Genomic DNA, 21,917 nt, shown 5'->3' with positions numbered 1-21,917 from the left:
ACTTTGCACGTAGGTTCAGTCCTGAAAGACACAGATGAAACAGTCTATTGTCCATTAAGTGTGAAATAGCAAAAAATAGATTATCTAAACAGGAGTGCTCGATTTGGTACAGTTGATGAATCTGTCGGAGTAATAGAATCACATGAAACCCGTATTCGTTATCCTCAGATTGTTTTTTCTCTAAGTTCCTATCCAGAATCGGTCAACAATAAAGGAGATTTATATGATCAAGAATCTAACCTACCAAAAACAGGCTTTCGACATATTTCGTTTACCTTCTATCTTGCTAATTGTGTATATGGTATTTATTGGCACCTTCTCTACCGTCTACGCTGATGCCCACGAGGCTGAGGAGGCAATGGAAGAAAAACCGATGGAAGAAAAACCAAAGATTACGGGATGGTTCCAAATTGATGTTGATAGCCTCGGCACCTATTTTTTAGTGGGTGCGAGCCATCCGCTCAGCGGTGGCATTTCATTCGATTCTAATATCTATGTTAATGATCATTTGGGCGAGTTTGATATGGGCGTTTCATTCCCTGTTATCGCCAATGACAGCATGGCACTGCTGCTAACACCGATGCTCGGCGTTGGGTTCGAGTATACCAGTCCAGACGGACCCTATGCCTTATACCCGCAAATCTTTGCTATCCTGCCCGCCGGTAAAATCTTCGGTTTCCACTGGACAATCGGAACAGTCAAGACCCTATTTGATGACCAAAGCCTCAATGAACTCTACAACCGTACTTACCTTACTTATGCCTTAAACGACACCGTCGCAGTCGGTCCGCAGTTTGAAACAGTGCTGGGGCTTGGCGATGGCGGCGGACTGTGGGCTCTGAATTTCGGTGGACGTTTGAACATCGGTTATGGTGAGAACAACACCCTCGGCTTATATGTCGGGTATGAGACGAAAAAAGAGGAAGATGAAACCGGACTTACCGGTAGAATGAATTTTACGCGTAGATGGTAGGCATATTTTCCTATCAATCCGTAGGCGCGCTTCAAACAAATGAGAGGCGCGCCTACATCTTTTATTTCTTATAACGCATTGAATGAAGAAATGATAGATTTATCAAAGTCTGTTGTGGTGTACGTAATCCTAATCCTTGCTTTCTCTGTGAATGCCACCGATGCTCAAGAATCGCTACCATTAACCTACTTGACAGAGGCTATCCAAATTGATGGATTGAGCGATGAACCCGGATGGCAGCGGATTCAACCCCTCCCTATGATCATGTACAAACCCACCTACAAGGGTGAACCCACCGAGAGCACTGAGATCAGAATCGCTTATGATGAGAATTATCTTTATTGTTCAGCGCGATGTTATGATACTGACCCTTCCGGGATTCGTGTGAACTCGCTCTATCGGGATAGATCGAGCAAGGATGATAAATTTGGAATCATTCTTGATACCTTCAATGATAAAAAAACTGCCCTGTCATTTTGGACAACACCAGCAGGTGTTCGCGGTGATGAAGCCGTCTTTAATGATGGCAAGTCTGATAACAAAAACTGGGATACCTATTGGGATGTCGCCACGGTTCAGAATGAAAAGGGTTGGTTCGTTGAAATGCGTATCCCGTTTTCCAGTCTGAGTTTTCAGGATAAAGCAGGTAGCGTGACCATGGGATTAATCGCTTATCGAAATATTGCCCGAAAAAACGAGCGCGTTGTCTTCCCGGATCTGTCTCCGGAGCGCGGGATTGATACCCCCTCGCGAGCGCATCCTATCGTTTTAAACCAGGTTTACAGCCAAAAACCCGTTTACTTCACACCTTACGCCATCGGCGGACTCGAACAAACACCCACGTTAAACGATGCCAAGACCGCCTATCATCTCAAAAATGAGTTAGCGAGAAATGTTGGGCTTGATATTAAATATAATATCACTAGCAACCTCACCTTGGATACCACCCTAAATCCTGACTTTGCCCAAGCAGAAGCTGATGATCAGCAGGTTAATTTAAGCCGATTTTCGCTATTCTTCCCGGAGAAACGGCAATTTTTTCAAGAACGTTCCGGGATTTTTTCCTTCAATTTCATTGATCGTGCTCGACTTTTTCATAGCCGTCGGATCGGCATTCAGGACGATGAACAAATCCCTATCATTGGTGGCGCGAGACTCGTTGGGCGTATTGGCGATTGGGACCTCGGTTTCCTTGACATGCAAACCGCACGTAAGGAAGACATCCCCAGCGAAAACTTCGGGGTACTACGGCTGCGTCGGCAAGTTCTGAATCCATATTCCTATGCTGGTGTCATGCTAACAAACCGTATTGACGAGGAAGGCAATTATAATTTCGCGTACGGACTTGACGGTATTTTTCGGGTTTTTGAAAAAGAATATTTGACACTTAAGTGGGGACAAACTTTTGAGGATCAAACTGCTCAAAAGCAGACATCCAATTTTTTAGATACAGCGATGTTTCTCGCAGAACTCACCCGGCGCACCGATGTTGGATTCGATTATGAACTCGTCGTAGCGCGGAGAGGCAAAGACTTTTCGCCCGGACTTGGGTATACAAAACGAAAGGATTTCACGCAACTGCAGTGGGGTGCTCGTTATGATTGGCTCATGAAAAAAGGCACCCCAATTAGACAGGTGAGTCCGTTACAATTTAAAGGGTTCGTTGTGCTCCGTAATGAAGATAGTTCTGTGGAATCCGCGCAACTTGACTATGATATCGATCTTGAGTGGAAGTCTGGCGCAGCAGCGACACTGGACTTTCAAATGGATTATGAGGATCTCACCGAAGATGAGGATTTTCCGAAAGACACAATGGTTCCAGCAGGCAATTACACCACTTTTGAGGTCAAGGGCGGATTTGATATGCCCAATAGAAGATTGTTCCGTACGGATTTCGATTGGGCTTTCGGCGGTTTCTATGATGGATGGCGACTGGAATCGGGTGTTAAACCAACTTGGAATGTCTCCCGACATTTAGAAGTAATCAGTGAGTATGAAGTCAATGTTATCCGTTTTCCCGAACGCAATCAGGGATTTTATGCACATGTCGTTCGCCTGCGAACCCGTGCAGCTCTGGATACACACATCTCTCTGAATGCATTTGTGCAATACAATAGTGCTAATGATCGGTTCTCAACAAATATTCGGTTTCGATATAATTTCCGTGAGGGGAATGATCTATGGTTGGTCTACAATGAAAACCTCAACACGGACAGAGAAGATAAAGTCCCAAGAAAATTGGTGACGAGGGGACGCACAGTGTTACTAAAGTATACCAATACCTTTGGCATATAATGTGAGTTCCAGAGTCGAGGCATTTATCGGAGAAATATATCTATCTGTATCGCAGCAAATAGGAATCTGATTTCAGAGACACTTCGCGAGCAGCAAGCCGACATTCTCTTTAACGTGCCGTTTAGAAGTCAAGACGCAAGTGAGACGTTGCTCATCTATATCCTCATAGAACATCAATCCACGGTGGATGAGATGATGGGGTTTCGCGTCCTGTTCTATATGATGTTGATCCTGCATCGTCGCCCTGCTGGAGAACATGATGAGTTGATAAGTTTAGTAGAGCGACATACATCCGATAAGGAGGTATCTACAATGGCACAAACGATGGCAAAAGTCTTGTTAGAACGCGGTGCGCGTGAAACAACTATGGAAAATATAGTCGCAGTCCTCACGGCTCGTTTCCTGCAGGCGGATATCAACGCCCTAAAACCTACGCTTGAAGCGATTGCGGACCTCAACCGCCTGAAGCACTTGAATCTAAATGCTTCGTTAGCACCCAGCTTTCAGGCATTCCAAAGCGAATTAGAGGCGTAGAGCACAACCAAAAGGAAACTTTCACATGTCATTCAGATGTTTAGGTCCTACTTTCAAGAAACCGGCAAGAGCAACACATCCGTGAGTTTCGCTTTTGGAGGAAACCCATCCAAGCCACCAGCCGTTTGGGTAGGACCTATCAAAATGTTCTACTCCAACAGATAAACATGAATTGTCCTGTCTTTTGCGCGCGAGAAGGCAGGGAACGTTTTTACGAGATGTCCGCGTTGGCGAATCCAACTGCGGACATTTTCATTTCCATCAAAAACATTAAAACTCGCCACGTCCACAACGAACCATAACCGATCTCTCCCTGAATTTTCCCACTGTCTCTCAAAACCTTTCTTGTCGTCTAACAATTCACCGATGTAAATCGGCGATAGTTCTGGTAGATAGTATTTGCCCATCTCAGGTTCAGAAAGTACCACTTTGTCGTTGGGTTGCTTCTCGGTTTGGATGGCTGCAAACGCTTCCCGCCACTTTGGTCTCCCCCCGTTTTCAATCTTAAAATAGAGATAGGTCTGTGAGAGTAATGCTATCACCAAAATACACGGCACAAGTCCCACTCTTTTTTTCTCCGATTGCGGCCCTGTCCCCCTCCAGACCACCCGTTCGCATATAACGCCAGCGAAAATAAAATAGGCAGGTGTTGTCCAGAATAGGTAGTAGCCAGCGACGTTTTGAAACTGTGAAGCTATGAGAAAAAGTACTAACGGGATACCTGCATAACAAAATAGAAAGCGTGTTGACCTATGAGATAATGTCGTAACGAAACCGAAGAAGGCAGCAACGGCTATCGGCACACTCACACCTTCGACGAGCGTTAGCAGAATATAAAGCGGGCTGCGTTGCCATTCATTGCGTCCCCAGCCGGAGAAGATATAGCCGCGGACCTCTGGAAATGCTAAGGCAAATACAGGCATCGCAAACGGAATGAAAAAGATGAGCAAATTGATCCAGCGTTTCCTGTTGGAATTTTCTAATAGACAGATTATTGCATAGGCTCCTAACGCTGGAACGATCACAACAGACAGCGTGTGTGACAGTATTAGACAGAGACAGCAGGCAAGTGCTGCGATTGTCAGAAGTGTCGAATCGCGTTCGAGAGATAGATAGAAAAACCACGCTGTCAAAATTGCAAACAGAAAGGTAAAGACGGGGTAACGCGCATTCTGTGCCCAAAACAGGTGCCAACTTGAGAATGCCACGAATGCGCTACTGAGCAGTCCGACCTGCCAATTGAAGAGTGTTCGTCCTAACCCAAAGACTGCAGGAATTGATGCGATCCCGACAAGGCACGGAATTAAACGGCTTCCCCATTCGCTCTGCCCCGCGAGTACTATTGACAATTTCACAGCGAGGTAAGGGATAGGGTTCGGAATAGACTGCCAATTGTTAAGCGAGAGGCTTTGAGCATCTCTGACTGTAAAGACTTCATCAATCCAGAAGCTCCAGTGTCCTAAATTCCAAAAGCGAAGTGTGATTCCAAATATCGCAACGACACTCAAAAGCGCGATTTGCATCTTTTTTGGGCAATCTTTTGTTGAAAATTTCAGCATTTTTTTTACGAGTTATCGGTTGTCAGTTATCAGTTATCAGTTTTAAAAGTTTGTCTCACGACGAGAGTTATCCGTTATCTATTATCGGTTAAACCCTTGTAATGCTTACATTATTGACAACAGAAAATAAGTGAAGCGGATGGTCTAACGGCTCTCACTGTGAGGTAAACTGTTAATTGGCACGCGTTTTGCTTTAAACGAAAACAGGTGCGAAGTAAGCATTGGTGAAAGTCTGCCGTTTGCAGCCGAAATCACTATATCACAAGTTGATGCCAGCGTCAAGTGACCCTTTCTGAATAAAAACTTCAGAGTGGCATTATTGCACCGTGATTGTCCGTTGCTCAAATTTACATAATCCTGTAGGCGCGTTTTGGACGCACATATTAACAGGGTCTAATCCCTAACCTGATTTTGACAGGGGGCCCCATAGTCAATAACGTATGGGGTCGAAAAAATCGGAGTAAAACTCCAAGAGGTAAAGAATGAAAACGTATACATTTTGGTTAGTTCGTTTGTTAGTAATAGTCTGTATTTTCGCAGTGGGCAGTGTCCCCATGGTCTACGCAGATGCCCACGAAATGGGTGAAGAAATGGCAGAAGAAGAATCATCAGGTGCTTCCGGGTGGTTCCGAACGGATACAGATAGTTTGGGAACGCAGATTTGGGTCGGTGCGAGCCATTCCCCAAGTTTCCTCGGCGGTCTCTCCCTGGATACCGATATTTACGTCGTTGGAACATTCGGTGAATTGGATATAGGTCTTGGTATTCCTGTCGTTGATAGTGATTCACTGTCCCTCAGCTTCCTGCCGATGGTCGGTATTGGGTTTGACTATGCAGCGGCGAACGGTCCCTCTTCCTTGATCGCACCGCAGCTGTTCACCTATCTCACGGCTGGCTCCATCTATTTTGAATCGTGGATCCAAGGGTTCTTCAATTCGCCTTTCGATTACGGCGACGATTCAATCTATACGCGCGACTTTGTCCTTTATTCCGTCAATGATACGCTCGCTATCGGTCCCCAAGTAGAAGTAACGATCGGTTTAGGGGATGAAGGCGGACTCAGCAGTATGGTTGTTGGCGGTCGGGCAAATGTCGGCTACGGTGAAAATAACACACTCGGTGTTTTCGTCGGATTTGAAACCCAAAAGGGGGACGATGAAACAGGTCTTACCGGTAGAATGACTTTCGTCCGCACGTGGTAAAGATGGAAACTATCAGTTGTTAGTTATAAGTTAGTGGTAACAAGAGATGTTTGATGTATTAATCTCTCTTCACTGACGACTCTCACTGCGAGGCAAACTGATAACTGACTGCTGTTCTACAAGGAGATATTTCCAAATGATAAGAAAGGTTATCATAACAGTTTTTGTACTCACCTGCCTCCTGAGCCTGAACGTTTTCGCCTTAAACGGATCTGTTGAGGGTGAGAAGGTTTCGGATGCAAAGTATATGTCAGATACACTGTTGGTACTCGTCGCTGCGTTTCTTGTGTTCTTTATGCAGGCAGGGTTCGCTATGGTGGAATCCGGATTCACACGTGCCAAGAACGCCGTCAACATTCTCATGAAAAACTTGATGGATTTCTCAATGGGGTCAATCGCTTATTGGGCAATCGGCTTTGCCATCATGTTTGGTACCGGTAGCGCATTCATGGGAACAAGCGGATGGTTTGTGCCAGCGGATTCCACAGCGTTTGCTTCATTAGAGTGGAGTTCAGTACCGACACACGCCGCATGGCTTTTCCAGCTCGTATTCGCCGCGACCGCGGCAACGATTGTCTCCGGCGCGATGGCAGAACGGACACAGTTCAAGAGTTATCTGATTTATAGTGTCTTCATCACCGGTATCATCTATCCGATTGTTGGACACTGGATCTGGGGTGGCGGTTGGTTGGCAAATTTCGGTGCAGGGATGCTCGATTTTGCCGGTTCAACAGTCGTCCATTCAACGGGCGGTTGGCTTGCCCTGACGGGTGCCATCGTCTTAGGCCCCCGACTTGGTAAATATGATGCGGACGGGAAACCGAGACCCATTGCCGGGCACAACCTTCCGCTCGCCGCGCTCGGTGTCTTTATCTTGTGGCTCGGTTGGTTCGGGTTTAACCCCGGTAGCCAGATGGGTGCTGATGCAGCTGACATCTCTCTCATCGCCGTAACGACAAATATCGCCGCTGCCGCTGGTGCTATCACTGCTATGATCACGGCATGGATGTTCCTCGGTAAACCCGATGCCGGTATGTCACTCAATGGCGCACTCGCTGGTTTGGTCGCGATTACTGCGGGTTGTGCTTTTGTAAGTCCAGTATCCGCCGCAATAATCGGCGCACTTGGCGGTATCGTAGTTGTCCTTAGTGTTCTATTGTTAGAACGTCTGAAAGTTGACGATCCGGTCGGTGCTATCTCTGTTCACGGGACGTGTGGCGCATTAGGCACAATCCTCCTTGGATTCTTCCATAGCGAGCAGGGAATTTTCTTCGGTGGTTCATTCGGATTCCTCTGGGCACAGATCGTCGGTGTTGTTGCTGTCTTCGTGTGGTGCCTCGTTACTGGCTTTATTCTCTTCTACGGGATCAAAGCAATTACAGGCTTGCGGGTCACAGAAGAAGAAGAACAGGGAGGGCTTGACTACGAAGAACACGGTGCAAGTGCCTATCCTGACTTTAATGTCTCCTCAATACGGTAAACACATCGCTCAGGTAGCCTTCAGGCTACAAACCTAATAGGGGCACCCACAGGAAGTTTCACTTATATCCCTGAGTTTTAACTTCACGCCTTGTGGGTGTTTCCCTTTTTACTGTTTTTGGATTCTGTGGGGCTTACGCAGTTGGTTCATAAGTTCCTGATAAGTGGATTTCGGGCGTTAAAAATCAAAAGAACTCGCGCCGCCTGCTGAATTTGCGTAAGTCCTATTCGATCTACTGTCTGTTTGTGCCAAAATTATCACTTGATACGACTCTAATATTCTGCTAAAATAGCAAATCAACACCTTTTTATTGTAAAGTGGAAAATGTTTAGAGGTATGATGGACGTACCACTTTCACCGGCAGGTTACAAACTTCGTTGGCGAAAGTGTATTCTTAATTGAACCGACAGACAAAGTTGTCTGTCTTAACATAAACAACAAAACAAGCAATATCTGCTTGTAAATACTATGGAGGATTCTGATGCGACAACGATGTGCATCACTGTTAGCTCTTTGCGTGGCAAGTTTTAGTTCGCAAGCTGTGCCAAAAGGGCGATCTGCTTATACACGAATTGGAACGCTAATTGTTATTCTATTACTGTGTGGCGTGCCGGGTTTGGCGATGGCACAAGATGCAACAGCACCTGATTCTGGCGATACCGCTTGGATGCTCACCTCAACTGCGCTTGTGCTCTTTATGACTATCCCTGGACTCGCGCTCTTCTATGGAGGCTTAGTGCGCGTCCAAAATGTACTCTCTGTACTCATGCAATGTTTTGCGTTGACAGGGTTGATTACAATTGTGTGGATAATCTGCGGCTATAGTCTCGCCTTCAACACCGCTGGTATGGAAGCAGGGAAGATTACCCTCAATTCTTTCGTTGGTGGACTTGGCACCATGTTTCTGAAGGGTGTCGGTGTAGACTCACTCTCTGGAACTATCCCCGAAACTGTTTTTGTTACCTTCCAGTTGACATTTGCGATTATTACACCCGCATTGATCGCTGGTGCGTTCGCTGAACGGATGAAATTCTCGGCGATGCTAATTTTCTCTATCCTGTGGTCAATAATTGTGTACGCACCGCTCTGCCACATGGCGTGGTCCGGCGACGGATCGCTATTTGGTGATATTATCGGCGCACTGGATTTCGCAGGTGGAAATGTTGTTCATATTAACGCAGGGATTGCGGCGTTAGTCGCTGCTATCTTGGTCGGGAAGCGGATCGGTTACCAAACAACAGCAATGCCGCCCCATAGTTTAACGCTCACCGTCGTCGGTGCGTCAATGCTTTGGGTAGGTTGGTTCGGTTTCAATGCCGGTAGTGCTGTTGCTGCTGATGGCGCAGCAGGCATGGCGATGCTCGTTACGCAGATCTCAACTGCCACCGCTGCGGTCGCGTGGATGTTCGTTGAGTGGGGAAAACATGGCAAACCGAGTGCTTTGGGTATTGTAACAGGTGCCGTCGCTGGCTTGGTCGCTATTACGCCTGCTTCGGGTTCTGTCGGACCGATTGGCGCGCTCGCTATCGGGCTTGTCTCTGGAGTCGTCTGTTTCTGGGGTGCTACGAGTCTGAAAGCAAAACTCGGTTATGACGATTCTCTGGATGCGTTCGGTGTTCACGGTATTGGTGGGATTGTTGGTGCCTTGTTGACTGGCGTTTTTGTTGCTAAGGGCTTAGGTGGTAACGGATTGGCTGAAGGTATGACAATAGGGACACAGGTCTGGGCACAATTGCTCAGCATTATCATCACCATTGCTTGGAGTGGAATCCTTTCGTTTATCATCCTCAAAATTGTGGATGCCACAGTCGGCTTGCGTGTTGAAGAAGATGACGAACGGATGGGACTTGACCTTTCCCAACACAACGAGCGTGGATACAACCTTTCATAGACAATCTGTTTCGTAATTTTGCGCGGTTACAAATTGCGCATAAATATAAAAATGTAGGGGCGGACGCTGTAGGGTGTCCGCCCTTATATTTTCCCTGATTATGCTGTCGTGACTCGCGCGACGATTTCTGCGTCAGGCAGCCGGTCTTTTTCTATATACAACAGTTCGCTTGCTCCGATATTACCGTAAACCTCAGTAAGCCATGTCGTATCGAATGCACTACCGGTGTTGTGAATAATCAGGGGGCGAGGGGCGACAAGTGTTCCTGCTGTCCGAAAATCTCCGACTTGGCGGATACTCGGTATCGGCAAGGTCTCCCAAAAAGCATCGTCGCTGCTATTATCAAATTCTGCGGCATCTACAACCACATTCTTAACATCCGTAAATCCGGCTGCCAGCAAACTCCATAAACCCGCTTCGCCTATTCCGATCAGGTTCACTTCTGAAACATCACCTCTGTTTGTAAAGCAGCGTAGCGTTGTAACAATGTCTTGCACACGGAGTGCAGCAGCTGTCCGATTGTAGGTGGTGAAATAAGCAGTATCTTCCGGTCTCTCATAATTGCCGTGTTCGCCTTTTCCGAAGACATCAATGAGTAGCACCTTCCGATCCGCGCTGAGCAAGTCCGTAATGAGGGGTAACGGATTCCCTGTCTCTGAATCAATTAACTTCTCTTTGCCCTCTGGATGAACGATAAGCACTATAGGATCGTGTCCGACCTGCGGTTCTGGACTAAATAGGATAGCAGGAATGGCATCACCGATACCTTTTCTGCCGATAACAAGATGTCTGGCGGATAAATTTGTCTGATAGGTTGTTGGGAACGCGCCTTTGGGCTCAACAAGCGTTACATCCGTGATTTTTGGAATCTGTAATCCGAGCGCATATTCCAACCCACTACCTAATTCTCCGTTGAAACTCTGGAGTTCAGCGTCATTTTTCGGCTTTCGTTTCTCGATTGCTTGTTCAGAACGGTTTATCCAAGCCGGTAGGAATCCATCTTGTTTTAACGCGTGTGTAGGCATTTCGCGTTCCGCGAAGACTAGTAAATCATCATCTGGCTCAACTTCAAATGGGATCTCTTTAAACGCGGAAGCGTCTTCTGCGCCCAAAAACCATTTAGCAAACCACGCATATACAGCCTCGCGGCTTTCTTTATTGTAGTTATGCTCTGCGTCTACCTGAACCTGATGCACCTTGTCTTCTGCGTTAAAGTGGGCATAAATGCTTCGGATGGCGGGATACTCAACAGTCGGTGTATTCACTGTCCAGTCGCCTGTCGCAGAAACGAGTAGGAGTGGGCGTGGTGCCATCAATGCTCCAATTTCAAGGTTGCTTGCATCTAAGCGGAGGTTCGGAGCGTTTTCACAGATGCAGCCGCCTTGCATCGTCGCAGAGATCATATTGACGGGTGCCGAGACTTTGATACGTTCGTCCACCGCTGTCAAGATGAAGGTTTGCGTGCCACCCCCCGACGCACCTGTGCAACCGATGCGTTCATCGTCCACGTCCGGTAGACTCTCTAAAAAGTCAATGGAACGGATACTATTCTGGAGTTGAAGTCCCATCGCACTCAGGCCCCAGAGACTTTCGTGTGCTCCGCCGTAGTGGTGCTCAATCTGTTTGCCGCTATCGTTATAACCGAGCATGTCATAGGCAAAGATAACATATCCGTGTTTCGCGAAGTTGATACAGCGCCCCGGAATTGAACCGCGTTCAATATTTTCAAGTCTACCGCGCCCCCAATGTCCATGGGGACTTACAATGCCCGGAAAAGTACCGGGTTTCCCAAGGGGACGATAGAGGTTTCCGGTTGTGAAGAAGCCCGGAAAGGGTTCAAAATAGACCTTTTCCACGCTATAATCTTCCCGCTCAATTTTTCCGAAGATCTCGGCATTTAGCGGAGTCGGTTCATGTGTTGGAACTAAGCCGTTGGCGACGCGAATCTGCTGACGCAGTGCCGCAGCTTTTTCATTCCATTCTGCTTTGGTATAACCGGGAAAGGTATAGGGTGTGTTCAGATCACGGGGAGTGCCGCCGCGTGCGTCGTTAACACCCTGTGAAGCCTCAGTAAAAACGTGAGCGAGTTCATGGTGTTGTTCAGCCATTATTAATTCCTCCGTTAGTAATCTACTGTCAGGGCTCCGTGCTTTGGCGACGGAGTGGGTCAAGTATCTGAAGCAGGTTCCTCATCTACCAATTTCGTCTCTATATTATTGAGACTCTCCGCTATGCTGGCAAGTCCGTTGATCTCTTCTGCTATGAAGTAAGCAACAATTAATAACAATGTCCCAGAGAAAGCAGAGACGAAAAACAAAATTACACCTGAAATCAAGTTAATATCTTCTCCCTGCTTGAGCAGAGAGGTATTGAGAGGTTCTCCTTCACCTAATATCTGAACAGAAATACCTGTCTGTTCCCAGAAATTCGGAATCCCGGATCCGAAAATTGAAGCTACCAACGTTTGAACTCCTGTCCCGATGAGTCCAAGAAAACTTACTTCGCCAAACAGTTGGACCGTGATAACCACAATAAATATTAAAATGAACTGCGGGTCATTATCGAGTGTTTTGATTTTATTGGATCTGTTCCAAAACAGCATGGCGAGGACTGTAGCAAGGATGACGTTGATACAAACTTCCAAGATTGATCCAATGATGACGAGAATCGATGGAATCATTTCCAAGTCTTTGCTCGTACCTATCGTATCAACGCAGACTACAATACCCCACACGCTAATACTGACTAAGACTGCCACCCCAAGAATTTTGAGGAGAATTGCAGCCCAACTCCGAAATTGTCTGCCAGATTCCAATGAATCAATCCATGTAATAATACCTTGCAAATAGCGCATAGGCTGCTTCCTCCTACCACGATCCATTTCACTGTGGCACGGTTGTTTACGTGAGTCGTGAATTAAATCGCGTCCAGTATAGCAGGTTGCGTGTGCTTTGTCAAATTAAAGTCGTCGCAGGTGGGTGTGTAAAATTTTTAGTCTTGGGCGTTTCCTATATTTGGGTGAGGGTTTGTAACCCCGATCTATCCCGAATGTCTGCGCGCATGAGATGTTGATTTGACAGCAAATATCCTTCCGCGTCATCTGCGTAATCCGTGTAATCTGTGATTCAGACGGAAACAGGAATTAATTGAAATACTTGATTTTCCGAACATTTTATGATACAATACAATCAAAAAGGATATATGGCATGAAAATTCTGGTTATCGGGCAAGGCGGACGCGAACATACACTCGTCTGGAAACTTGCCCAGAGTCCACGCGTCAAAAAAATATATTGCGCGCCCGGTAATGCTGGCATCGCACAAATCGCTGAAATTATCCCTATGCCTGACCGATTTACTGATTTGGCAGACTGGGCAGAGTCTCAAAATATCGGGTTGACTATTGTCGGCCCTGAAAATCCGTTGGCTGAAGGCATCGTTGATATCTTTCAAGAACACGGGCTTAAAGCATTTGGACCCAATAAACGTGCAGCACGGCTCGAAGCAAGTAAAGATTTTGCCAAGCAGCTGATGGAGAAAAACGGAATACCTACAGCAGCACATCGTACATTTACGGACATCGAAAAAGCGATGGCCTATATCGAAGATCACAATGCACCGGTTTTTGTCAAGGCAGACGGACTCGCTGCGGGAAAGGGAGTTATCCCTGGACGTACCTTCAAAGAGGCGTTGCAAGCTGTCACAACGATTTTGGTGGATAGGGCATTCGGCGACGCAGGCAATAGCGTTGTGATTGAGGAAGAATTGATCGGCGAAGAAGCCTCTTTTACTGTCCTCACCGATGGTGCCTACTGCCTCCCGTTTGTCAGTTCACAGGACCACAAGATGTCACACGATGGTGATACGGGTAAGAACACCGGTGGCATGGGCGCGTATTCTCCCGCCCCTGTTATCACGCCAGAATTGCACGACTATGTCATGAGGCACGTCGTTTACCGGACCGTCAATGGGATGGCGGCTATCGGCAGTCCCTTCAAAGGTGTACTCTACGTCGGATTGATGATTACGGATGCCGGACCAAAAGTACTCGAATTCAACTGCCGTTTTGGGGATCCAGAGGCACAAGTCCTCTTACCTCGCCTCAAAAGCGACTTGGTCCCGCTGCTCATCGCCTGCATTGACGGAACCCTTGAACAGCACGCTGACGTGCAATGGCACGATGAGGCAGCGGCGTGTGTCGTTATGGCTTCTGGTGGGTATCCCGACCCGTACGAGACAGATGAGATTATTACAGGTCTTGGAGATGCCGCTGCGATTGAAGGCGTTACTGTCTTTCATGCTGGCACAAAACACGATGGTGAAAACATTGTCACGGCTGGTGGTCGAGTATTGGGGATCACGGCTGTTGCTGACGGATTACACGAGGCGATTCAACAGGCGTATCGAGGTGTATCTGCTATCCACTTTGATAAGGCACATGCACGGAGCGACATCGGATATCGGGCATTAGAGAAATTATAGCGAGAGAGAAATATGACGCTTGAACTCACCTATAAGATCGCTAAGTGTTGTCTCCCGCAAGAGAACGATCCAATTACCGGCTATTTCAAGGAAGATGGTACTATCGCGGTCCATCACACAACTTGTAACGGAGTGCAAGGTTTACGACCGGAGCGGTTATTAGCAGTCGCTTGGGATGAGATTCAGGCAACCGAGCGTTCGGCGGATTCCGTTACGATCGCGCCTGAATTCGATGAACTTGATGAGACCGATTATTTTATTTTAAAACACCATCAAGAATTTGGAATGGATTACTCTATTGTTGTCGCTGAAGCCTTAAGAATTCCACTTGCGGAGATGCACCAACGGCACCGAAAATTGAGAGGACTCGGCGGCTTGAAACGCGTTGAAGGACGTATCATCCACTATCGTAAGAATATCGTCAAAGGCAAATGGATTAAGCACCGCAATCATACCTACTACGAACTAACACCGGAAGGTAAAACCTGGATTCAGGCTTTTGAAAAGAAACAGATTGCATCGGAAACATAGACACCACAAATTACCAAGATATATCCATCAAAAGAGACAAAACGGGGAGGACTGAACCGTGTTAAATCAACTGTTGAATTGGCGAATTGACGCACAACGCCGTAAAAATCGGATGCGATCTGTCATTTTACTATCCCTTATTTTACACTTGATTATCGTTATTGTTTACCTGTTTTTGCCGATAAATCAGATTGCCCAGGAAGATAAGGATATGCTTGCGGTTGACTTACTCAATGATCCAGAGGCACCTAAGAAGCGAAAGCAGAAACCTAAACCGCCACTCACGAAAAAAGTGTATGATCCAAGCCAGCAACTCGCCAGAGATGCAATGGAAAAGAGGATTGAATCCGCTCGGAACAAGATGGATGAAGTCGTCAAACTCAGTCCGCGCGTTGTCCTCGAAGACGTGGAAGTCAACAAAGCACCCTTGAGTGAGATTGTTCCAGATGTCATGACGGATGCCGAGTTGCGCGATGCGGAAGCCTCAAACCTCAGTAGGTTAATCGCACAACCTGGACAGACCGATGGACGCGGTATTGTTACAGGTAGAGTCCCAGCGAAAGGCGATGGCATGGGGCGCTTCCGTGGCGACGGTCAGGGTGGTGGTGATGGACTTCTCGGCGGCGGTGGAAAGTCCGGCACCTCTGACCGCCTCGGTATCATCGACTTCCTCAATGAATTCGGCGGTCCCAAAAATGTCGTTTACTGTCTTGATGTGTCGGCAAGTATGCAGGCAGCGGGCCTTAATAAACTGGAATTGGCCGTTAACTCCCTCAAGGATTCTGTGCTTATGCTCGGCGACGAGGATACCTTGAACGTGGTGGCCTTTTCTACACAGGCGAGCACTATGCATAAGGAAATGCTACCCGCGAATGCCGCAAATATAGAACGGACCTTGAGATATTTGGATAGATTTACACCTGAACGCATTCAGTCCAATGTTGGGACTAACATCCTTGCCGCGCTTGAAGGTGCGCTGACATTGGATCCGTCTGTTATTGTTTTGGTGACAGATGGTCTTCCCACTACTGTTGGTGGATATGATATTGAGACAAACACACAGAAGATCCTTGATGTTGTGCGTGAGGGGAACCACAACAACGCTGCTATCTATGTTGTTGCACTTGAGATTGATCTGAAACGTTCTGCCGGTGCCCAGCTGCTTGTCTCTCTCGCTGAAGAACACAATGGAAAAATAAAGGTTATTGGGACTCAGCGATTGGCTGAATTAACCGAACCGGATGGGCCAATCGAATAATCAAATCTGAGATTGGAGTAAAACATGAATCAAAAATCTGCTACAGGGATGATCCAGCAATTTCAATTGGACGGTAAGGTGAGCCTCGTTACCGGCGCGAGTCGCGGCATTGGGCTTGCTATGGCGGAAGGACTTGCCGGTGCTGGTTCGGATCTCGTGATTGTAGGCAGAGAAATAGAGACGCTGACACCTATTGCTGAACGGATTGCTAATGAAACCGGCAAAAAGATTCTGCCTATTCAGACGGATGTCAGCAATCTTGCGGAAATTGACGCACTTGTTGCACAGACCGTAGAAACTTTCGGCAGCCTTGATGTCCTCGTCAACAATGCCGGCGTCAACGTCCGTAACCCCGCACTGGAATTTACCGAAGCGGATTGGGATTTCGTCACGGATGTTAATCTAAAAGGCGCGTTCTTTCTCGCGAAAGCCTGTGGCAATGTCATGAAAGATCAGAAGTCAGGCAAGGTCATCAATACCTTATCGCTCACCTCAGCAATCGGATTACCGACGAGTGTCGCCTACACAGCGGCGAAGGGTGGGCTGCTCCAATTAACAAAACTTCTCGCCGTGGAATGGGCGGAACACAACATTCAGGTGAACGGCATCGCTCCCGGTTTTATCAGGACGGAGATGACTGCTCCGGCACGTGAGGACGGTCGAAATGAATGGATTCTCAATCGGACTCCCGCCTATCGGTGGGGCGAACCTGAAGACTTGGCAGGCTTGACAATCTTCTTCGCATCTAATGCTTCCGACTTTGTTACGGGGCAGATGGTCTTTGTTGATGGTGGGTTCATGGCGGGTAGTGACTGGAGGCGGCGTTCCTGAGATGGAAAAAGATAACAATCCACTGCAAGATGACAGTACTGCAGCATTAAGGCAAATCGAACAGATCCTCCACGAATTCCAGATTAAAGATGTTTCGCTCTTTGACCACGATCCTGTTTTACGGATACAGGTCTCGGATGCCCAATTTGCGCGTGCCCTCCAATTGCGAGAAACCTTGGTTGAACGGATAAAACCGCTCGGATACCGATTCGTCGCGATTGATTTAGACGAAGCGTAGATGCATCCTGAACGAGAAGCGTCGAAGGGCTTATTGTAGAAGGGGTTTCTAACCCCGATTTGGCACCTCCCTTTTGACAAAATATTTACACATCCTTGCTTACCGAAAAATTTGATTTTCGCCGCAGAGTGTGGTATAATTTTAAAGCAAAATCTGTAAACCGACGCTTGATGGAATCTTGTGTTTGTGCTCAGGGACCCGAGGCAACATAGGAGGGCTGAGTGAAATAAGAGAACGGCGCAAAATGTAAGGGAAGTAATGCAGAAAACCGGACAAGATATCTCACCGACGAAGCACCTTGTCACTACATACCTCAGCGACATTAAAAGTAAGGTTGATGCCTGTATCTTTGATTTTCTCCCGACGGCTCATGAGCACCCGGATGTGCATCAGTTGTACCAGATGATGTTAGACTACCCGCGCCGCGCCGCGAAAGGGTTGCGTCCCGCGCTCTGCATGCTTATGTGTGAGGCGTTTGGTGGTGATCCACAGCGCGCCGTCAATACTGCTGCCTCACTTGAGCTCCTCCAGAATTGGCTCCTCATCCATGATGATATTGAAGACGGTTCCGAACTCCGTAGAGGTGAGCCATGCCTTCATCAAAAGCACGGAATTCCGATGGCGATTAATGTCGGTGATGCGCTCCACTGCAAGATGTGGGAAATGCTGCACCGAAACACGGAAATTCTTGGGCACGAGCTCGCTTTCCGTATCTTATCTGAATTTATACAACTTAGTAATCAAGTGGTTGAGGGGCAGCACATCGAATTGAGTTGGGTTAGCGATAACCGATGGAATCTCGCTGAAGACGACTACCTGACGATGTGTATACAAAAGACCGCTTGGTATACCTGCATCACGCCATGCCGTGTCGGGGCGATTATCGGCGGCGCGAGTGAGTCGGAAATAGATGGACTTGTCGAACTCGGTAAAGAAATCGGAATCGCTTTCCAGATTCAAGACGATGTGCTGAACCTCATCGGTGATGTGGGTAGGTACGGAAAAGAGATCGCTGGTGATATTAGTGAGGGCAAACGCACGCTCGTTCTCATCCACCTTATCAATGCCTGTACCGCTGTCGAAGCGCAGCATGTGATTGACATTATGGCACGTCCGCGTGAAGAAAAAACGGAGGCGGAGGTCGAGAGTGTCCTCCAGTTGATGCTGAAATATAAATCTATTACATACGCGCAACGTCGCTCCCAAGCACTGTTACGAGAAGCTGCTGGAAGGTTTGAGAATAATTTTGCCCACCTCCATAATGGACAAGCAAAGCAGCTGTTTTTATCTTTAATCCATTTTTTCGTTGAGCGGGAATACTAAATAGCCGTCAGCGGTCAGCAGTCAGTAACAAAAGGTGTTTGTTAAACGAAAACCTTTTAAAACTGACTGCTGAAGACTGATAGCCGACAGCCACTGAAAAAGGAGAATTCAATGAACGATATTTCCTCTGGAAAATTGCGAGGTATCATGAAACTCGCTGATGCGAATGGGCGCTTTAAAATGATGGCGATTGATCAGCGTGGCTCGATGGTACAAGCACTCGCAGATGCCCTGAACAAGGACAAAACAGATGTCCAATATGAAGATGTCGCTGCACTCAAAACGCTAATCACTCGCGTCCTTTCCGCGAATGCCACCGCAGTTCTCACTGACCCGATTTACGGTCATCCCTATTCCATTACCGAGATCCCGCGGGATGTCGCCCTGCTGCTGGCTTATGAAGAATCAGGCTATGTCAGCGAAGGCGTTGGCGAGAACGAACGGCTTTCCAATCCGATTGAAAACTGGAGCATCGCAAAGGCACAACGTGCTGGCGCAGATGCTATTAAACTTCTTGCCTACTACCACCCCGATGCTTCCTCGGAAACGCTCAAGCATCAGCAAGCCTTTGTTCGTCATGTTGGCGACGAGTGTGAAAAACAAGATCTACCGTTTCTGTTAGAATTGGTCAGTTACGCACTCGAAGGGACGGCGAAGAGTGTTGGGTTCGCTAAGCAGAAACCGGATCTTGTTATTAGGAGTGTTGAGGAGTTCACAGATCCCAGTTACAAGGTGGACATCCTGAAATTGGAATTCCCTGCCGACCTAAAATACACCCAGGATTATCAAAACGCCAGTTTTTATGCGGGAGAATCAGCGTATGAACTCGCTGAAGTGAAGGAAATCTGCGAGAAATTAGACGAAGCTTCAACGTTACCGTGGGTGATTCTCAGTGCGGGTGTGGATATTGAGGAGTTTATTGAGAACGTCAATCTCGCTGCCGGTGCTGGGGCAAGTGGTTTCCTCTGTGGACGCGCCATCTGGAAAGATGCTGTCCAATACTATCCTGATACCGACGCAGTTCAGAAATTCCTTGACAACGAAGCGACGACGAACTTCAGGAACGCAAACGCTGCAGCGGAAAACGCGCTACCGTGGTTTGAGCATCGCCAATTCGGTGGTCCCGAAAACGTTCAAGTTGCAAAGCAATCAGCAACATGGTATCAAGACTATTAGGTCGGGCAGATTGGCGAACGCGGAAATAGTTATCGGTTACCAGTTTTCAGTTCAGTGTCTGGTTGTAGGTTATCCCTTGGTAATCGTCGTTACCAAATTGCGGTGCTGACAGTTACCAAAAGACATCTGCGGACAGAAAACCTCTTAACTGACGACTGATAACTGATGGCTGGTAACTGCATTGTTGATTTTCTCAAGGATCATTTGGGAGATGCGGAGGGTCGTTTCTTCGGAAACTCGCCCTCCAATTTCCGCTACCAGCACAACGACGGTCTGTTGAACGAACAAGAAATTCGCACCAGCCTGCCATACCACATCACCCAGTCCGTGTTCGTCATTCGGTGGCGGTTGATAGATTGATTCATATCCGCCAAATTTCGACACGGTTTGTGCTGCGAGTCGGAGTCTACCTTCATCAGCTGCTGTGCGTGCTTCGTCATGCGATTCAAAGAACCAGTAATTAATAGCGACTTGCTGTGCTGCTGAGTTGTTCAACCACCATCTGTCGCGCCAACCGAATTGTGCAACGGGCGGCTTCGGGGCGGTTGGAGAGTAGAGTTCTTGCGCAGAGGCATGACGTGCTGCTTCATCTTTGAGATCGTCAGATGTAAGTTGAATTGATTCTAACATAAGTGTCATAGTGATATAATAACATCTCTGGAACGTAATTTCAAATTAAATGAGGACGGTTCATTACGCATTGATCTTTTTTATCGCCAACTTGTTAGTTTGCGGGAAACCGTTAGACAGAATCTAACTGATAACCCGCGTGTTAGAAAAAATAAAGGTTTTTTCGGCACAAACCCACTAATAAAGCAGTGAAGGTTTTTTCGGCATAAACCAACTAACAGAAATAAGAATACGCGCCAGGTTGTAAATAAAACCGATAAAATTGTTGAGGCATCTTACAGCAAAACTTTACGGCTACACGAGAAATATGAGAATATTAGCACGGTATATCCTCAAAGAATTTTTTCCACCTTTCATAATAGCACTCATCTGTTTCACCCTCATGCTCATCTTCAATGACCTGTTCCGGTTGACGAAGTTGTTTGTGCAGAAAGGGGTCAGTCCGTTGTATCTTCTCGAGCTGCTCATCTATGTGATGCCAGCGACGGTGGTGTTATCCATTCCGATGGCAGCTTTAGTGGCTATTTTGCTGGCACTTGGACGGCTCTCTACTGATAATGAGATTATCGCAATGAAGGCACACGGCATCGCTTTCCATCAGCTCATGTTGCCGCTTTTAGGGATCGCAGTGGTGCTGAGCGTTGGTGATCTTGTGTTGATAGACTACGCGCTACCACGGGCAAACCTTGCTTATGCTTCTCTCCAACGTGATATTCGCAGGCACAAACCGGCGTTCGTTTTAGAGGAAGCCACCGTCATGAAAGAGTTAGAGAATGAAGGTAAACTCTGGATGTACGAATCTACAGATAAAAAAAGTGGACGCATGCTGAACGTCAGAATCTGGGATAATATCTGGAGTGGGCGTCCGCGGTTCAGCGACGCACAAGAAGCCAGTCTCGGTTTTGAAAACGGTAGGGCGATGCTCACGCTTTACGATGGACTCACTTATGAACCCGCGACCGGCAATTTAGACGAGTTCCGTGTAACAAAATTTCAACAACAACAACTCGCGCTCCAGTTGACCGAAGATCTTGAACGGAGTGCGTTTCAGAACCAGAACCCGCGTTCAATGCACATTTCGCAACTCAGTGCGTTCATCGGGAAATTGAAATCCACGCTCCCAAACAGTAACAACCCGGACTACCTCCTCCGGAAAATTCGTTCTGCTGAGGTTGAATACCACAAGAAATTCTCTATCCCTTTTGCCTGCCTCGTACTCGGTGTAATAGGTATTCCGCTGGGATTGATGGTGAAAAAGGGCGGTAGAATGCTCGGTTTTGGGCTTGGCTTAGCGGTAATTGTGCTGTACTATTTGCTGCTCCAGATTGGTCAGAATACAGGCATAAATGGCACCTTGTCGCCAGCCTTTGCTATGTGGCTACCCAATATTGTAATCGGCGTGTTAGGGATTGGATTTAACTTCTGGGTTATCGCCGAAGGGAAGATTCATGCGTGGCGCGACCGTGACAGCACGTTACCACTCGTCGTTAGTAGGAAAGCTGAATTTTAATCGAG

At 47.3% G+C, this 21,917-nt stretch carries 19 protein-coding genes; 14 read left to right on the top strand and 5 right to left on the bottom strand.

The genetic code is table 11. The features are described 5' to 3' along the window. Window positions 1-223 precede the first annotated feature (223 nt). A complete protein-coding gene (locus OXH00_05840) occupies window positions 224-973 on the top strand; it encodes a hypothetical protein (protein ID MCY3740523.1) in 750 nt (249 codons plus the stop codon). Between the two features lie 90 nt (window positions 974-1,063). After that, window positions 1,064-3,268 (top strand): DUF5916 domain-containing protein, encoded by a 2,205-nt coding sequence (locus OXH00_05835; protein MCY3740522.1) that lies wholly within the window; start codon window positions 1,064-1,066, stop codon window positions 3,266-3,268. Window positions 3,269-3,340: 72 nt separating this feature from the next. Here the strand turns inward: OXH00_05835 and OXH00_05830 are convergent, their stop codons facing one another. After that, entirely contained in the window at window positions 3,341-3,505 is a 165-nt protein-coding gene (locus tag OXH00_05830) for a hypothetical protein (GenBank protein ID MCY3740521.1), read from the bottom strand. 75 nt (window positions 3,506-3,580) lie between these two features. Between OXH00_05830 and OXH00_05825 the strand changes: the two genes are divergently transcribed. Further along, window positions 3,581-3,802, top strand: coding sequence for a hypothetical protein (locus OXH00_05825; GenBank protein ID MCY3740520.1), 222 nt, complete (start codon window positions 3,581-3,583; stop codon window positions 3,800-3,802). Window positions 3,803-3,951: 149 nt separating this feature from the next. Here OXH00_05825 and OXH00_05820 read toward each other — a convergent pair whose 3' ends face one another. Further along, window positions 3,952-5,361, bottom strand: a complete 1,410-nt coding sequence (locus OXH00_05820; protein MCY3740519.1) for a glycosyltransferase family 39 protein — start codon at window positions 5,359-5,361, stop codon at window positions 3,952-3,954. Window positions 5,362-5,843: 482 nt separating this feature from the next. On the opposite strand from OXH00_05820, the gene OXH00_05815 reads away from it, so the two are divergent. The 3 genes from OXH00_05815 to OXH00_05805 all read left to right on the top strand — a co-directional run bounded on the left by OXH00_05815 (window position 5,844) and on the right by OXH00_05805 (window position 9,934). Beyond that, window positions 5,844-6,563, top strand: a complete 720-nt coding sequence (locus OXH00_05815; protein ID MCY3740518.1) for a hypothetical protein — start codon at window positions 5,844-5,846, stop codon at window positions 6,561-6,563. A gap of 247 nt (window positions 6,564-6,810) precedes the next feature. Then, on the top strand, window positions 6,811-8,043 hold the full coding sequence (locus OXH00_05810) for an ammonium transporter (protein ID MCY3740517.1): 1,233 nt from the start codon (window positions 6,811-6,813) through the stop codon (window positions 8,041-8,043). 667 nt (window positions 8,044-8,710) lie between these two features. Further along, window positions 8,711-9,934, top strand: coding sequence for an ammonium transporter (locus OXH00_05805; GenBank protein ID MCY3740516.1), 1,224 nt, complete (start codon window positions 8,711-8,713; stop codon window positions 9,932-9,934). Between the two features lie 98 nt (window positions 9,935-10,032). On the opposite strand, the gene OXH00_05800 is transcribed toward OXH00_05805, so the two are convergent. Together OXH00_05800 and OXH00_05795 are read right to left on the bottom strand one after the other, a co-directional pair. Beyond that, window positions 10,033-12,042, bottom strand: a complete 2,010-nt coding sequence (locus tag OXH00_05800) for an acetylxylan esterase (protein ID MCY3740515.1) — start codon at window positions 12,040-12,042, stop codon at window positions 10,033-10,035. 59 nt (window positions 12,043-12,101) lie between these two features. Next, window positions 12,102-12,788, bottom strand: a complete 687-nt coding sequence (locus tag OXH00_05795; GenBank protein ID MCY3740514.1) for a hypothetical protein — start codon at window positions 12,786-12,788, stop codon at window positions 12,102-12,104. Window positions 12,789-13,140: 352 nt separating this feature from the next. Here OXH00_05795 and purD point away from each other — a divergent pair, with 352 nt between their 5' ends. The 7 genes from purD (at window position 13,141) to OXH00_05760 (ending at window position 19,772) form a co-directional block, all read left to right on the top strand. Further along, the gene (purD, locus tag OXH00_05790; protein MCY3740513.1) at window positions 13,141-14,415 is read left to right on the top strand and encodes a phosphoribosylamine--glycine ligase; all 1,275 of its coding nucleotides are present in this window, start codon (window positions 13,141-13,143) and stop codon (window positions 14,413-14,415) included. A gap of 12 nt (window positions 14,416-14,427) precedes the next feature. Continuing rightward, the gene (locus OXH00_05785; GenBank protein MCY3740512.1) at window positions 14,428-14,946 is read left to right on the top strand and encodes a DUF2250 domain-containing protein; all 519 of its coding nucleotides are present in this window, start codon (window positions 14,428-14,430) and stop codon (window positions 14,944-14,946) included. Window positions 14,947-15,004: 58 nt separating this feature from the next. After that, window positions 15,005-16,204: a VWA domain-containing protein gene (locus tag OXH00_05780; protein ID MCY3740511.1), complete on the top strand. Its 1,200-nt coding sequence runs from the start codon at window positions 15,005-15,007 to the stop codon at window positions 16,202-16,204. 24 nt (window positions 16,205-16,228) lie between these two features. Then, a complete protein-coding gene (locus tag OXH00_05775) occupies window positions 16,229-17,035 on the top strand; it encodes a glucose 1-dehydrogenase (protein ID MCY3740510.1) in 807 nt (268 codons plus the stop codon). 1 nt (window position 17,036) lies between these two features. After that, entirely contained in the window at window positions 17,037-17,273 is a 237-nt protein-coding gene (locus tag OXH00_05770; protein ID MCY3740509.1) for a hypothetical protein, read from the top strand. 258 nt (window positions 17,274-17,531) lie between these two features. Beyond that, window positions 17,532-18,596 carry a polyprenyl synthetase family protein gene (locus OXH00_05765; GenBank protein MCY3740508.1) on the top strand — a complete coding sequence of 355 codons (1,065 nt, stop codon included), beginning with the start codon at window positions 17,532-17,534 and terminating at the stop codon, window positions 18,594-18,596. A gap of 111 nt (window positions 18,597-18,707) precedes the next feature. Beyond that, window positions 18,708-19,772 (top strand): tagatose 1,6-diphosphate aldolase, encoded by a 1,065-nt coding sequence (locus OXH00_05760; GenBank protein MCY3740507.1) that lies wholly within the window; start codon window positions 18,708-18,710, stop codon window positions 19,770-19,772. Window positions 19,773-19,916: 144 nt separating this feature from the next. Here the strand turns inward: OXH00_05760 and OXH00_05755 are convergent, their stop codons facing one another. Then, window positions 19,917-20,402 carry a hypothetical protein gene (locus OXH00_05755; protein ID MCY3740506.1) on the bottom strand — a complete coding sequence of 162 codons (486 nt, stop codon included), beginning with the start codon at window positions 20,400-20,402 and terminating at the stop codon, window positions 19,917-19,919. A 307-nt stretch (window positions 20,403-20,709) separates the two neighbouring features. On the opposite strand from OXH00_05755, the gene OXH00_05750 reads away from it, so the two are divergent. After that, window positions 20,710-21,912 carry an LptF/LptG family permease gene (locus OXH00_05750; protein MCY3740505.1) on the top strand — a complete coding sequence of 401 codons (1,203 nt, stop codon included), beginning with the start codon at window positions 20,710-20,712 and terminating at the stop codon, window positions 21,910-21,912. Window positions 21,913-21,917: the final 5 nt, after the last annotated feature.

The sequence above is a fragment of the Candidatus Poribacteria bacterium genome (assembly GCA_026706025.1).
Classification (GTDB): Bacteria; Poribacteria; WGA-4E; order WGA-4E; family WGA-3G; genus WGA-3G.
Note: the sequence above shows the minus strand (reverse complement) of the source record. Positions and strands in the feature narration are given on the sequence as shown.